This is a genomic window from Streptomyces sp. NPDC088915 (assembly GCF_044749825.1).
Classification (GTDB): Bacteria; Actinomycetota; Actinomycetes; order Streptomycetales; family Streptomycetaceae; genus Streptomyces.
Genome location: NZ_JBIVIR010000010.1, coordinates 163612 through 178067, shown reverse-complemented (window position 1 = coordinate 178067; position 14456 = coordinate 163612). Strand labels below are relative to the sequence as shown.

Genomic DNA, 14456 nt, shown 5'->3' with positions numbered 1-14456 from the left:
CGAAGCGAAGTGGCGGGCACTCGCCATGCCGTCCATCCTCCACGACACGCCGTCCCCGCCCCCCCCGAGCAGCTCGCCGGGGCCCGCGAGGTCCTCCGCGCGCACGGACTGAACGCCGTCCGAGCGACGTCCGCACCACACCACTCCACAAAAAGGGCGAAACGCCCTATTCGGCCTTACGGTGGCCGCGTGACCGAGCCACCGCAGACCGCCGAGCCGACCCCTCCGCCGGGTGGACCCGCCCCCGCCTCCGGCGCCACCGACCCGGCCGCGGCCCACCCCCCGCCGCAGAGCCCCGGCGCCGTGCGCCGTCGCGCCTCCCTGGTCGGCGCGGTCGTCTCCGCCCTGCTCGTCGTCGCGATCGTCCTCGGCAGCCGCCTGCTCCGCGACTTCGACTCGGCGCTCCTGCCCTACGCCGTCGCCACCGTCTTCCTCGCCTTCGGCGTCGCCTACCGCTACACCGTCTGGATCTCCGCCCCCGGCGCCCGCCGCCTCTTCCGCAAGGGCTGGGGCTCCTTCTTCTCCGTCGCGAACTTCCGCAGCGCGCCCACCGCCCTGCCGAAGATGATCGCCACCTACCTCGGCTTCCAGAAGTTCCTCGGCGCCCGCTCCCACGCCCGCTGGGCCGCCCACCAGCTCATCTTCTGGGGCTGTCTGCTCGCCGCCGCGATCACCTTCCCGCTCACCTGGGGCTGGTTCACCTTCACCTCCTCCACCGGCTCGGGCCCCGGCTACGAGATGCGGATCTGGGGCTTCAAGGTCCTCGGCTTCGACTCCCTGAACATCGTCGGCTGGCTCATGTTCCACGGCCTCGACATCGCCGCCGTCCTCGTCATCCCCGGCGCCGGCTACTTCCTCTGGCGCCGCATGAAGGACCGGGGCGCCATCACCGGCCAGCGCTTCGCCTACGACCTGGTGCCCCTGCTCGCCCTGATCGTCATCTCCGTGACCGGGCTGCTGCTGACCTTCTCGTCGATCTTCCTGCACGGCGGCGGCTACGAGTTCCTCGCCGTCCTGCACATGGTGTCCGTCGTCTTCACCCTGATCTACATCCCCTTCGGGAAGTTCTTCCACATCGTGCAGCGCCCCGCCGCCGTCGGCATGCAGCTCTTCAAGTACACCTCCCGCCGCAAGGACGAGGGCGGCGAGGTCTTCGCCTGCCGCCGCTGCGGCCAGGCCATCGACACCGCCCCCTACGTGGCGAACCTCCAGGGCACCATGCGCGACCTCGACCTCGGCTTCGAGGACTGGGCCGCGTACTGCCCCCGCTGCAAGCGCGTCCTGCGCGGCAACGCCTACCTCGACCACGTGAAGAAGGGCTTCAAGTGAGCGCCACCGACCCCGCGGCCGCCCCCGGGACCGTCCCCGGGCGGCCCCCGTCGCTCGACCCCTCGCTCGCCCCGCCCGGCTCCCGCGCCTTCCGCGACGCCGGGGGCATCCCCGCCGACCGCTGGCACGCCGACCAGAACGGGGAGACCCTCGTCCCCACCCACTGCTGCTTCTGCGGCGTCCAGTGCGGCATGTACCTGCGCGTCGACCACCACGGCAAGGTCTTCGGCGTCGAACCCCGCAACCACGACATCAACCGGATGCGGCTCTGCCCCAAGGGCATCAACGCCTACCAGCAGGTCAACCACCCCGACCGGCTCACCGCCCCGCTCATGCGCCGCAATCGCGACGAGGAGTTCCGCGAGGTGAGCTGGGAGGAGGCCCTCGACCACACCGTCGCCGAGATCCGCCGCATCCAGGCCGAGTACGGCAACGACGCCTTCGGCCTCCTCGGCGGCGCCAGCCTCTTCTCCGAGAAGACCTACCTCGTCGGCAAGTTCGCCCGGGTCGCCCTGCGGACCAAGCACGTCGACTACAACGGGCGCCTGTGCATGGTCTCCGCCGCCGGGGCCAACAAGCTCGCCTTCGGCATCGACCGCGCCGGCAACCCCTTCTCCGACATCCTCCTCACCGACTGCCTCCTCATCGCCGGCTCCAACGTCGGCGAGTGCTTCCCCGTCATGACCCAGTACGTGTGGGGAGCCCGCGACCGGGGCGCCACCCTGATCGTGATCGACCCCCGCGAGACCGCGATCGCCCGCACCGCCGACGTCCACGTCGCCCTCAAGCCCGGCACCGACTCCGCCTTCTTCAACGCCGTCCTGAACGTCGTCGTCGCCGAGGGCCTCACCGACGAGGCCTACCTCGCCGCCCACACCACCGGCTGGGACGAGGTGAAGCGGACCGTCGCCGACTACCCGCCGTCCCGCGCGGCACAGATCTGCGGCGTCCCCGAGGAGCAGATCGTCCGGGTCGCCCGCATGTTCGCCGGCGCCGGCCGGGCCATGGCCTGGCACGCCCGGGGCATCGAGCACCACTCCCAGGGCGTCGAGAACTGCCTCACGGTCATCAACCTCTGCGTCGCCACCGGCAACATCGGCAGGCCGGGCGCCGGATACGGCACCATCACCGGCCAGGGCAACGGCCAGGGCGGACGCGAGCACGGCCAGAAGTCCGACCTGCTGCCCGGCGGCCGCTCCATCACCAACCCCGAGCACCGCCGTCAGATCTGCGAGATCTGGGGCATCGACGAGACCGAACTCCCCGTCGCCGGCACCTCCATGATGGAGATGGTCTGGCAGATGCAGCGCGAGGAGATCCGCGGCCTCATCGGCATCTGCAACAACCCCTTCGTCTCCCTCCCGAACTACGCCACCGTCAAGAACGGCTACGACGCCCTCCAGTTCCACGCCCAGTTCGACTTCTTCCTCTCCGAGACCGCCGCCAACGCCCACGTCGTCTTCCCCGTCACCGTCTGGGCCGAGGACGAGGGCATCATGGCCAACGCCGAGGCCCGCGTCGTCAAGCACAACAAGGCCCAGGAACCCCCCGCCGGCGTCCGCACCGACACCTGGGTCATGTGCGAACTCGCCCGCCGCCTCGGCGCCGGCGACAAGTTCGACTTCGCCGACTCCCGCTCCGTCTTCGAGGAGCTCCGCGTCGCCTCCGCCGGAACCGTGAACGACTACTACGGCATCACCTACGAGCGCCTGGAGGAGACCGGCGGCATCGCCTGGCCCTGCCCCACCACCGACCACCCCGGCACCCCCCGCCTCTTCGAGGACGGCCGCTCCTACCACCCCGACGGCAGGATCCACCTCCAGGCCGTCGAGTGGCACCCGCCCATGGACCCGTACAGCGAGGAGTTCCCCCTCTCGCTCACCACCGGCCGCACCGTCGCCCACTTCCTCTCCGGCAACCAGACCCGCCGCCTCGCCGGACTCGTGGAGCAGACCCCCCGGCCCTGGGTCGAGGTCCACCCCTCCCACGGCTTCCGCAACGGCGACCCCGTCCGCGTCGTCACCCGCCGCGGCAGCGAGGTCTTCCCCGCCCTCGTCACCGACGCCATCCGCCCCGACACCGTCTTCGTGCCCTACCACTGGCCCGTCCCCACCGCGGCCAACGCCCTCACGATCGACGCCCTCGACCCGCGCTCCAAGATCCCCGAGTACAAGGTGTGCGCCGCCCGCGTCGAGGCCGCCGAACGCATCGACGAGGTCCCCGCCCCGCCCACGCCCCCCGGCCGGCCGGCCTACCCCGAGGCCCAGGTCTCCCGCACCGACCCGCTGCCCCCCACCTCCCCCCAGGGCCGCGGTACCGCCGAGAGGAGCTGACCCGCACATGATGGGCCGCACGATCTTCATCGACCCCGGCCGCTGCATCGGCTGCCAGGCCTGCGTCTCCGCCTGCCGCGAATGCGACTCCCACCGCGGCAAGTCGATGATCCACCTCGACTACCCCGACGAGGGCCACTCCGTCGCCTCCCTCCCCACCGTCTGCATGCACTGCGAGGACCCCGTCGCCCCCTGCGCCGAGGTCTGCCCCGCCGACGCGATCCTCGTCACCCCCGACGGCGTCGTGCAGCAGGCCGACACCACCCGCTGCATCGGCTGCGCCAACTGCGTCAACGCCTGCCCCTTCGGCGTCCCCAAGATCGACCTCCAGGCCAAGCTCCAGATGAAGTGCAACCTCTGCTACGACCGCACCGCCTACGGCCTCGCCCCCATGTGCGCCACCGTCTGCCCCACCGGCGCCCTCTTCTACGGCACCGTCGAGGAGCTGCGGGCCGAACGCCCCGGCGTCCAGGTCGCCGACTCCTTCACCTTCGGCACCACCACCGTCTCCACCGGGGTCGCGATGGTCGTCCCCGCCGACAAGGTCCAGTGGCCGGTCCCCGGCGGGCTCCCCGTCGTGGAGATCAACGGAAGGGACGTCCGTTGAGCGTCACCGATCCCCAGCCACCCGCCCCGGACCCCCGCACCGACGCGGCCCAGGACGCGCTCCACGACCGGATCGCCGCCGACTCGCTCACCACCCGCCGTGACTACCTGCGGATCGTCGCCACCGTCTCCGGCGGCCTCGCCGTCGGCGGCGTCGGCGTCGCCGCCGGCATCCTGCACCGGCACGGCGACGCCGACGGCGCTCCCGAGCCGAAGCGGATCGCGGACCGGATCCCGCCCGGCGACTCCCTCGCCTTCCGCTACCCCGGCGCCGACGACCGCGCGGTCGCCGTCCGCCTGGAGGACGGCACCCTCGCCGGCTACTCCGCCGTCTGCACCCACCTCGCCTGCGCCGTCCTGTGGCGCAAGGACCGGGGGAGCGAGGGCGAGCTGTACTGCCCCTGCCACGAGGGCGTCTTCGACGCGCGCACGGGAGAGGTCACGGCCGGCCCGCCGCCCCGGGGCCTTCCCAAGGTGCTCCTCGTGGAGGAGGCCGACGGCAGCGTCTGGGCGGTCGGCACCGCCCGCTCCGGTGAGAGCGCCCGCGAGGGCCTCTGCCGCGAACTCGGCCCGGACCGCCCGGACCTCGCCACCCGCCTGGGCTGCCCCGGAACCTCCGCCGAGGGCACGGGCGCGGGCACGGGCACGAGTACGGGGGCAGGCGTGGCTACGGGAGCAGGCGCTGGTGCGGGTACGGGCGCCCACGTGCCGGAGAGGAGCGAGCGGACATGAGCGAGAGCGCCTTCCCCCGCGACCCGGAGGCCCCGGGACCGGCGGAGCCGCCCCGGCCCCCCGCGTACACCCCGGGCAGCGTCCAGCCGCGCCTGAACCGTCCCCTGCACGAGCGCTACCCGCAGATCCGGCCCACCAGCGGCTACGGCGACCCCCGGGTCCGGCACACCGGGCCGGGGCCGGGCGCCGGCACGGAGCAGGAACCGGAGCGCTCCTCGAAGCTGACCGCCCGTCTCGTCCTCGCGCTCTCGGTCGTCGTCGGCCAGCTCTGGGGCCTGACGATCGTGGTGGACGAGTGGATGTCCGGCGACACCGGCACCGCCTGGTGGGGCGCGGGCTTCCTCGTCCTGTCGTTCCTCGTGGTGCTCGGCCTCTGGCTGCTCGACCCGAAGGACCGCTGAGACCGGATGGAGAGCGGGGCGGGGCGGGGCCGCGGACCGGACAGGCGCGGAAGGGGGCGGCGGGCGTACGCTGAAGGGATGAGCACCGCCCCCGCCCACGGCCCGCGAGACACGGAGCGACCCGGCACGCCCGCCTGCCCCGAGGGCAGGCCGCGGCCGGCCATCGTCTTCGACGATCCGCTGGACCGCCAGTCCGCGGACGACACGGACCGCGGGTGGGGCGAGCGGCCTCCTACCGGTGGCGACAGCGCCGCCGACCTCGCGCGCTTCCTCGACGAGAAGCCGCCGCACCACCTCTGAACCCGGCGTACGACGCCGGTCAGGAGGTGGGGTGTGCCCCCGTGCCACCACCGGGACCCGTACCGGTTCCGGAACCCGTACCGGTTCCGGGACCCGTTCCCCTGCCCGTCACCGTCGAGGGGCCGCGCTGGGCGACCAGGTGGTCGCGGATCTCCTTGAGCACCTCCAGCTCGCTGACCTCCATCGTCTCCTGGACGCCCTCCTTCGCCTTGTCGTGCGCGGCGCGCTTCGCGAGGATCTTCGCCATCGGCAGGACCATCAGGAAGTAGACGACGGCCGCGGTGATCAGGAAGCTCAGCACCGCGCTGAGGACCAGGCCCCACTGGAGCTGGATGCCCTGCATCTCGCCGTCGACCACCCGGCAGGGGTCCTTGATGCAGGACGAGTAGCTCTCCAGGTCCTTCGTGCCGAAGGCGCCCACGACCGGGTTGATGATGCCCTTGACCACCGAGTTCACGATGTTCGTGAACGCGGCGCCGATGACGACCGCCACCGCCAGGTCGATCACATTGCCGCGCATCAGGAAGGCCTTGAAGCCTCCCAGCACGGTTTCCTTCTTCGCCACCGAGGTGCCTTTCGTCTCCGTCGCTCGTGCTGCGTGCCGTGTCATTACGCCGTGCTCGGCGCGAGGGCGTCCAATCCGTACACACGGGACGGTTACTCGACAGTCTGTGCGTGCGAATCAACACACCGTCACCGCCAATCGGGACGTGACACCGGCGCCGACCAGCACCGCGGCCGTCGCCCGGGGCACGGAAAGGACGACGAGCGCCCCCGCGTCCTGCTGGTCCCCGTCCGCCCGCGGGACCTCGGCGACCCGGGCGCCCGACGCGACCACCCGGGCCTCGCCCTCACCGCCCGGCGCCGCGGGGGGCGCGGCGATCACGTCGACCCGGTCCCCGGGCCGCAGCAGCCGCACGGTCGCGGCGTCGGCGATCCGCACCGGAGCGGACACCAGGGGGACGGCCGGTGCGGGGCGCGCGGGGGAGACGGTGGCGGCCTTCGCACTCCCGGGAGACGGCCTGCCGCCCGAGACGGCTCCCGCCACGGCCAGCGCCGCCGCCATCAGCGCCAGGAGCACCACCGGCACCCGCCGCCCCCGGCGCAGCGCCCTGCGCAGACGCGGCCGGGCACCCCGTACCCGTACGGGCTCGAAGGGCGGCACCACACACGGCGCCGGCACGGAGACGGGGGAGCCGGGAGCGCCGGGGAAGCCGGGAAAGGGGGAAAGGGAGCTGTTCGTGATCGTCACGGGACACCGCCTGTCCGGAGAGGGAGAGAAGGGGGGAAAGCGGCTCCCACTCTCCTCGCCCCGCCACCGTCCCGCTCCGCCCTGGGGATCACCCGGCGCCTGTGGAAAACTCCCTCACCCGCCCGAGGGAATCCCGGCCACCACCAGGAGCCCCCGAGCACGCCCGAGGGCCCCGTCGCGTACGACGGGGCCCTCGGGAAAGAACGAGATCAGGCGGCCGAGCTTCCGGTGCTCGACGAGGACGCCGAGGAGGAGGAAGAGGACGATGACGAGGCCGCCGCGGCCGGCTTCGCGTCCGACGTCGAACCCGACGAGGACGAAGGCGTCGAGGACTTCGACGAGGACGACGCCGGCGAGCTGCTGGACGACGAGCCGCGGCTGTCGTTCCGGTAGAAACCGGATCCCTTGAAGACGATGCCGACGGCCGAGAACACCTTCTTCAGGCGGCCCTTGCAGCTGGGGCACTCGGTCAGCGCGTCATCGGTGAACTTCTGCACCGCCTCGAGGCCTTCGCCGCACTCGGTGCACTGGTACTGGTAGGTCGGCACTTGACTTCCTCCTGGCACTCACACTCATCGAGTGCTAACGACGATCCATAGTGACGTATTCCGGGGTCTCAGTCCACCGCCACCGGCACGCGGTGACCGATACCACGCGCCGCGACCCGGCTCGCCTCGCGCGGCTTCAGCCGCGACCGCAGCAGCACCAGCGTGGTCAGGGCGAGGGCCGTGCCCGCCATCGGCACCAGGAATCCGGTGCTCGCGCCGTGCGCGTCGGCGAGGCGGCCGGCGACCGTGACGGCCGCCGCCTGGCCGAGGGCGACCGCGCCGGTGAGCCAGGTGAAGGCCTCCGTGCGGGCCGAGGCCGGGATCAGGGTCTCGACGATGGTGTAGCCGGTGATCAGGGCGGGGGCGATGCACAGGCCCACGACCAGGCCCAGGGCGCCGAGGAGCAGCACCGAGTGCACGGACCACAGCAGGGACGCGGCGACGGTGAGTCCCGCGTAGCCCAGGAACAGGCGGCGCAGGGGGCCGGTCTTCCAGGCGACGGCGCCCATGGCGATGCCCGCGAGCATGTTGCCGGCGGCGAAGACCCCGTACAGCAGGCCGTTGGCGCCGGGGTTGCCGATCTCCTCGCTGAAGGCGGTCAGGGAGACCTGCATGCCGCCGAAGACGGAGCCGATGCCGAGGAAGGCGACGATCAGGACGCGGACGCCGGGCACGGAGAGCGCCGAGCGGTGGGACTCGGCGGCGTGGGCGGCGGCCGGGCCGTGCGCGGGCTGGGTGGCGCGCTGCGCGGCGAAGAACAGGCCGCCGACGAGGGTGAGGCCGGCCTCGGCGATCAGACCGGCGGCCGGGTGGACGCCGGTGCACAGGGCGGTGGCCAGGACGGGGCCGACGACGAAGGTGAACTCGTCCGTGACGGACTCGAAGGCCGCGGCCGTCGGCATCAGCGGGGTGCCGTCCAGCTTGGCCGCCCAGCGGGCCCGGACCATCGGCCCGACCTGCGGCACGGAGGCGCCGGAGGGCACGGCGGCCAGGAACAGCGCCCAGAGCGGGGCGCCGGCCAGGGCGAGGGCCACGAGCAGGGAGACGGACGCGGTGTGGACGAGGACGCCGGGGACCAGGACGGCGCGCTGGCCGAAGCGGTCGGCGAGCCTGCCGCTCTGCGGCGCGAAGAGCGCCATGGAGACGCCGGTGACGGCGGCGACCGCGCCGGCGCTGCCGAAGGAGCCGGTGGTGTGCTGGACGAGCAGGACGATGCCGATGGTCAGCATCGCGAAGGGCTGCCGGGCGGCGAACCCGGGGAGCAGGAAGGACAGCGCGCCGGGGGTGCGCAGCAGCTGTCCGTAACCGGGCCGCTCGCCCGTGCCGGGCTGCTTGCCGGTGTCGACCGCGCCCGTGGTGGGGTGCTTGCCGGTGTCGGCCGCGCCCGTGGTGGGGCGCTTGCCGGTGTCGACCGTGCCCGTGTTGACCGTGGATGCCACGGCCCTTGCCTTTCCGCCGCCTGGTAGCGCGTCCCGTGCACGGTGGTGCGGGTGTCGCCGAGAGCTGTCCTCATGCGCGGAACTGCGGTAGATACCGGGCCGGCCCCACTGCGGAGGGGCGCCACGGCCGCCATACGGTCGCGCCAGCTCTGCGTCAGGCAGAGTTGGTTCGATCAGGTGTGCCTTCATGGTACAGGGAAGGAGCGTCCTCCCGCCTGGGAAACGCTCCCTCCCCTCAATCGATTCCTGCGATCACCGGGATCGTGTGTGCCAGATCTCGGTCGGCGTCTCAGCCGGTCGGCTTCTTCCGACGCGACTCGGTCCGGTGCCCGGCCCGGTGGAAGCGCGTCTCCGTGCCCGGCGGCGGGCCGAGCGCCGTCGAGCCGCCCCCCGTGCCGAGCCAGCCGGCGAGCTTGCCGCCCTGGCCGACCGCCCGCAGGCGCCGCTCGGCGGCGTCCCGCACCGGGTCGGTGGCGACGACCAGGAGCTCGTCGCCGTGCCGCAGGACGGTCGCGGGCCCCGGTACGAAGCTCTTCTCGTCCCGTACGACGAGGGTGACCGCCGCTCCGGCCGGGAGCCGCAGCTCGGCGACCTCCACGCCGTGCATCCGGGAGTTCTCCGGGATGGCGACGGAGAGCAGGTGGCCGCGCAGCCGCTCCAGGGGCGCGGACTCGACGCCGAGGTCGGAGGCGTCCGAGGAGGCGCCGAGCTTGAGCGCCTTCGCCAGCCAGGGCAGCGTCGGGCCCTGGATGAGGGTGTAGACGACGACCAGGACGAAGACGATGTTGAAGATCCGCTCGCTGCCCTCGACCTTCGACACCATCGGGATGGTGGCCAGGATGATGGGGACGGCTCCGCGCAGGCCGGCCCAGGACATGAGGGCCTGCTCCTGCCAGGGGATGCGGAACGGCAGCAGGCTGACCAGGACCTCCATGGGCCGCGCCACCATGGTCAGGACCAGGCCGATGACGACGGCGGGCCAGAAGTCGTTGACGAGGTCGTGCGGGGTGACGAGCAGGCCGAGCAGGACGAACATGCCGATCTGCGCGATCCAGCCGAGCCCCTCGGCGAAGCCGCGGTTCGCGGGCGCGTGCGGCAGCTTGGCGTTGCCGAGGATCATCGAGGCCAGGTAGACGGCGAGGAACCCGGAGCCGTGGGCCAGGGCGCCGGCCGCGTACGCGACGACGGCGATGGCCATGACGGCGATCGGGTAGAGGCCGGAGGCGGGCAGGGCGACGTGCCGCAGCCCGTAGGCGCCGAGGAAGCCGACCGCGACGCCGACGGCCGCGCCGATGGCCAGCTCCAGGGTGATCTCGCCGAGGAGCACGTACCAGTGGTCGATCGGTCCCGCGGTGGAGAAGGCGACGACCAGGATGACGACGGGGGCGTCGTTGAAGCCGGACTCGGCCTCCAGGACGCCGGTGACCCGTGAGGGCAGGGGCACCTTGCGCAGCACGGAGAAGACCGCGGCGGCGTCGGTGGAGGAGACGACGGCGCCGATGATGAGGGCCTGCCGCCATTCCAGGCCGACGAGGTAGTGCGCACCGGCGGCGGTGACGCCGACGCTGACCGCGACGCCGACGGTGGAGAGGACGGCGGCGGCCGGGAGGGCCGGCCTGACCTCCTTCCACTTCGTGCCGAGGCCGCCCTCGGCGAGGATGACGACGAGGGCCGCGTAGCCGATGACCTGCGTCAGCTCGGCGTTGTCGAAGGCGATGTTGCCGATGCCGTCCTGCCCGATGGCGACGCCGATCCCCAGGTACAGCAGGAGGCTGGGGAGGCCGCTCCGGGAGGAGATCCGCACGGCGGCCACCGCGATCAGCAGCACGAGCGAGCTGACGAGCAGGAGTTCGTTGAGCTGGTGGACAGTCAGTGGCCGGTCCTTCCCCTCACATGCAGCTGGATCGTTCCTCCAGCGGGCGACACTTCGTTACCTTACCTAATCTTTAACGTTTTCTTGACGCCTTCCCGGTGGCTCACCCGCTCACCAGTACGGTTCTCTTCCTGACACCGCGTCCGAGCCGTCCGGACGCTGCGCCTAAGGTGGCTCCCGTACTCCAGGACCACCCTGCCCCTCGAAGGACAGCGATGCCCTCCAACACGTCCGCGCCCCCCGCCAAGAAGAAAGGGCGGCGTGCCCGCCTGCTCCTCGTCCTCCTGGTCCTCGTGCTGGTCGCGGGCGTCGGGGCCGGCGGTTACTGGGGCGTCAGCACCGTCCGGGCCTCGTTCCCGCAGACCACCGGTGAGATCCGCCTCGACAGCCTCTCGGGCCGGGTGGAGGTGAAGCGGGACGCCACCGGGGTCCCGCAGATCTACGCCGACAACGAGACGGACCTCTTCCGCGCCCAGGGCTACGTCCAGGCGCAGGACCGCTTCTACGAGATGGACGTCCGCCGGCACGTGACCGCGGGCCGGCTCTCCGAGATGTTCGGCGAGGGCCAGGTCGAGACCGACTCCTTCCTGCGGACCCTCGGCTGGCGCCGGGTCGCGCAGGAGGAGTACGACAAGGTCCTGTCGGCGGAGACCAAGAAGTACCTCCAGGCGTACGCGGAGGGCGTGAACGCCTACCTGAAGGACCGGAAGCCGGGCGACGTCTCCGTCGAGTACGCGGCCCTGGCCCTCACCAACGACTACGCGATCGAGCCGTGGACCCCGGTCGACTCGGTGGCCTGGCTGAAGGCCATGGCCTGGGACCTGCGCGGCAACATGCAGGACGAGATCGACCGCTCGCTGCTCACCAGCCGGCTGACCCCGGCGCAGATCAAGCAGCTCTACCCGGAGTACCCGTACGCGCTCCACCAGCCGATCGTGGACGAGGGCGCGGTGGACGGCTCCACCGGGAAGTTCGACCCCGAGGGCAAGGGCGACGACGACCTGGGCACGGGCGAGACCCCGGGCACCAACCCGGCCGGCTCGAACGGCACCGGTGGCTCCGACGGCTCCACCGGCACCGGCAGCTCGAACGGCTCCACCGGATCGAACGGCTCCCAGGGCATGTCGTCCCAGCTGAGCGCCCTCTCCGAGGTCCTCGACGGCGTCCCGGCCCTGCTCGGCCCCAACGGCAACGGCATCGGCTCGAACTCCTGGGTCGTCGCCGGGAAGTACACGACCTCCGGCAAGCCGCTGCTCGCCAACGACCCGCACCTCGCGCCGCAGCTCCCGTCCCTCTGGTACCAGATGGGCCTGCACTGCCGCTCGGTCTCGGCCACCTGCCGCTACGACGTCTCCGGCTACACCTTCTCCGGCATGCCCGGTGTGATCATCGGACACAACGACAGGATCGCCTGGGGCCTCACCAACCTCGGCGCCGACGTCACCGACCTCTACCTGGAGAAGATCGGCCCCGACGGCTACCTCGTCGACGGCAAGGTCAAGCCCTTCACCGTCCGCGAGGAGACCATCAAGGTCGCCGGCGGCGCCGACCGGAAGATCACCGTCCGCTCCACCGGGCACGGACCGCTGGTCTCCGACCGCTCCTCCGAGCTGGAGACGGTCGGCCAGAAGGCCCCCGTCGGCAACGCCGCCCCCGACCGCGGCACCGGCTACGGCGTCTCCCTCCAGTGGACCGCCCTCCAGCCCGGCAGGTCGATGGACGCGATCTTCGCCATCGACCGCGCCAAGGACTTCGACACCTTCCGGGCCGCCGCCAGGAACTTCGAGGTCCCCTCGCAGAACCTGATCTACGCCGACACCGAGGGGCACATCGGCTACCAGTCGCCGGGCAAGATCCCGCAGCGCGCCAAGGGCGACGGCACCCTGCCCGCGCCCGGCTGGGACTCCTCGTACAAGTGGAAGGGCTACATCCCCTTCGAGAAGCTGCCCTACGAGTACGACCCGGCGCGCGGCTACATCGTCACCGCCAACCAGGCCGTGATCGACGCGAAGAAGTACCCCGACCTGCTCACGAAGGACTGGGGCTACGGCTCGCGCAGCCAGCGGATCAACGACCTGATCGAGTCGAAGATCAAGGACGGCGGGAAGGTCTCGCCGGACGACATGCGGACCATGCAGACGGACAACCGCAGCGAGATCGCGACCCTGCTCAACCCGCTCCTGCTCAAGATCGACATCGCCGACCCGCACGTCCGCGAGGCGCAGAAGCTCCTGGAGGGCTGGGACTACACCCAGGAGCCCGACTCGGCCGCCGCCGCCTACTTCAACGCGGTCTGGCGCAACGTCCTCAAGCTCGCCTTCGGCAACAAGCTGCCCAAGGAGGTGCGCGCCGAGGGCGACTGCGTCAACGTGCGCCCGGCCGACGCCACCGGCCCGGTCGACGAGCAGAACAAGCTCGTCCGCGAGTGCGGCCAGCGCGACCCCGACTCGGCGCAGCCGGACGGCGGCGACCGCTGGTACGAGGTCGTCCGCCCGCTCCTCAAGCAGGAGAAGAGCGAGTGGTGGACCACCCCCGGCACCCGCACCGACCAGGCCACCGAGACCCGTGACCAGCTGCTCGCCCGCGCCATGAAGGACGCGCGCTGGGAGCTGACCGCCGAGCTCGGCAAGGACGTCTCCACCTGGAGCTGGGGCCGGCTGCACCAGCTCACCCTGAAGAACCAGACCCTCGGCACCGCCGGACCCGGCGTCGTGCGGCAGCTCCTCAACCGCGGCCCGTGGAACCTGGGCGGCGGCGAGGCGGCCGTCGACGCCACCGGCTGGAACGCGGCCGGCGGCTACGAGGTGATCTGGGTCCCGTCGATGCGGATGGTCGTCAACGTCGGCGACTGGGACAAGTCCCGGTGGATCAACCTCACCGGCGCCTCCGGGCACGCCTTCCACACCCACTACACCGACCAGACGGACGCGTGGGCGAAGGGCGACCTGTACGACTGGGCCTACGGCAAGGCGGCGGTCGACGCGGCGACGAAGGACACGCTGGTCCTCAAGCCGTAGGCGCGGGGGCGGCCCGGAAACGGATCACCGCCTCCGGGGTCACCACCGCGTGCACGGGGTGGTCGTGCGGTTCCTCCGGGACCCGTCCGACCACCTCGTCCGCGTAGAGGAGGACCACCAGGGCCGGGTCCCGGCCGGCCCGTACGAGCCGGGCGAGGACGCGGTCGTACGAGCCGCCGCCCCGCCCGAGCCGCATCCCGCGCGCGTCCACCGCGAGCCCCGGCAGCAGCACGGCGTCCGCCGCGCACACCGCCTCCGGGCCGAGCCGGGGTCCGACCGGTTCGAGCAGCCCCCGGCCCGCCCGCGCGAGCCGGTCCGGACCCTCGTACGCGGCCCAGTCCAGGTCGTTGTCCGGGAGCAGGACCGGGAGCAGGACCCGCACCCCGCGCGCGTGGAGCGCGTCGAGCAGCGCGCGCGTGCCCGGCTCGCGGCCCACGGACACGTACGCGGCGACGGTGAACGCCCCGGCCAGCTCGGCCAGTTCCACCCCCTGCCGGGCGAAGGACTCGGCGGATTCCGCGAGGAATTCGGGAGTCAGCGCGGCGCGGGCGCCCAGAAGTCGGCTGCGCAGCATGGTCTTTTCGGACATCTCCGGCGTCATGAAGGTTCCTTCTCAATGCGCGAAA

General features: G+C 72.2%; 13 protein-coding genes. 7 read left to right on the top strand and 6 right to left on the bottom strand.

Annotated features, from left to right (window positions below; all coding sequences use genetic code 11):
- Nucleotides 1-189: 189 nt before the first annotated feature.
- The 6 genes from ACIP5O_RS19910 (at nt 190) to ACIP5O_RS19885 (ending at nt 5701) form a co-directional block, all read left to right on the top strand.
- The gene (locus tag ACIP5O_RS19910; protein ID WP_401295249.1) at nt 190-1329 is read left to right on the top strand and encodes an MFS transporter; all 1140 of its coding nucleotides are present in this window, start codon (nt 190-192) and stop codon (nt 1327-1329) included.
- Nucleotides 1326-3662, top strand: coding sequence for a molybdopterin oxidoreductase family protein (locus ACIP5O_RS19905; RefSeq protein ID WP_401294993.1), 2337 nt, complete (start codon nt 1326-1328; stop codon nt 3660-3662). Before ACIP5O_RS19910 ends, ACIP5O_RS19905 begins: the two co-directional genes overlap by 4 nt.
- A gap of 7 nt (nt 3663-3669) precedes the next feature.
- Nucleotides 3670-4269, top strand: coding sequence for a 4Fe-4S dicluster domain-containing protein (locus tag ACIP5O_RS19900; protein ID WP_401294991.1), 600 nt, complete (start codon nt 3670-3672; stop codon nt 4267-4269).
- Nucleotides 4266-5000, top strand: a complete 735-nt coding sequence (locus ACIP5O_RS19895; RefSeq protein ID WP_401294989.1) for a Rieske (2Fe-2S) protein — start codon at nt 4266-4268, stop codon at nt 4998-5000. Before ACIP5O_RS19900 ends, ACIP5O_RS19895 begins: the two co-directional genes overlap by 4 nt.
- On the top strand, nt 4997-5401 hold the full coding sequence (locus tag ACIP5O_RS19890) for a hypothetical protein (protein WP_356544125.1): 405 nt from the start codon (nt 4997-4999) through the stop codon (nt 5399-5401). Before ACIP5O_RS19895 ends, ACIP5O_RS19890 begins: the two co-directional genes overlap by 4 nt.
- 78 nt (nt 5402-5479) lie before the next feature.
- Nucleotides 5480-5701 (top strand): hypothetical protein, encoded by a 222-nt coding sequence (locus ACIP5O_RS19885; RefSeq protein ID WP_401294987.1) that lies wholly within the window; start codon nt 5480-5482, stop codon nt 5699-5701.
- 19 nt (nt 5702-5720) lie between these two features.
- Here ACIP5O_RS19885 and mscL read toward each other — a convergent pair whose 3' ends face one another.
- The 5 genes from mscL to ACIP5O_RS19860 form a co-directional block, all read right to left on the bottom strand.
- Nucleotides 5721-6311: a large conductance mechanosensitive channel protein MscL gene (mscL, locus tag ACIP5O_RS19880; RefSeq protein ID WP_401294985.1), complete on the bottom strand. Its 591-nt coding sequence runs from the start codon at nt 6309-6311 to the stop codon at nt 5721-5723.
- Between the two features lie 72 nt (nt 6312-6383).
- Complete coding sequence (locus ACIP5O_RS19875) at nt 6384-6953, bottom strand: hypothetical protein (protein WP_401294983.1); 570 nt, start codon at nt 6951-6953, stop codon at nt 6384-6386.
- A 209-nt stretch (nt 6954-7162) separates the two neighbouring features.
- Nucleotides 7163-7501: an FmdB family zinc ribbon protein gene (locus tag ACIP5O_RS19870; protein WP_356544120.1), complete on the bottom strand. Its 339-nt coding sequence runs from the start codon at nt 7499-7501 to the stop codon at nt 7163-7165.
- 68 nt (nt 7502-7569) lie between these two features.
- Entirely contained in the window at nt 7570-8796 is a 1227-nt protein-coding gene (locus tag ACIP5O_RS19865) for an MFS transporter (protein ID WP_401295247.1), read from the bottom strand.
- Between the two features lie 433 nt (nt 8797-9229).
- Entirely contained in the window at nt 9230-10768 is a 1539-nt protein-coding gene (locus tag ACIP5O_RS19860) for a potassium/proton antiporter (RefSeq protein WP_401294981.1), read from the bottom strand.
- Nucleotides 10769-11028: 260 nt separating this feature from the next.
- On the opposite strand from ACIP5O_RS19860, the gene ACIP5O_RS19855 reads away from it, so the two are divergent.
- Nucleotides 11029-13830 carry a penicillin acylase family protein gene (locus ACIP5O_RS19855; RefSeq protein ID WP_401294979.1) on the top strand — a complete coding sequence of 934 codons (2802 nt, stop codon included), beginning with the start codon at nt 11029-11031 and terminating at the stop codon, nt 13828-13830.
- On the opposite strand, the gene ACIP5O_RS19850 is transcribed toward ACIP5O_RS19855, so the two are convergent.
- Nucleotides 13820-14431 carry a 5-formyltetrahydrofolate cyclo-ligase gene (locus ACIP5O_RS19850; RefSeq protein WP_401294977.1) on the bottom strand — a complete coding sequence of 204 codons (612 nt, stop codon included), beginning with the start codon at nt 14429-14431 and terminating at the stop codon, nt 13820-13822. The two genes, ACIP5O_RS19855 and ACIP5O_RS19850, sit on opposite strands and share 11 nt — an antisense overlap.
- Nucleotides 14432-14456: the final 25 nt, after the last annotated feature.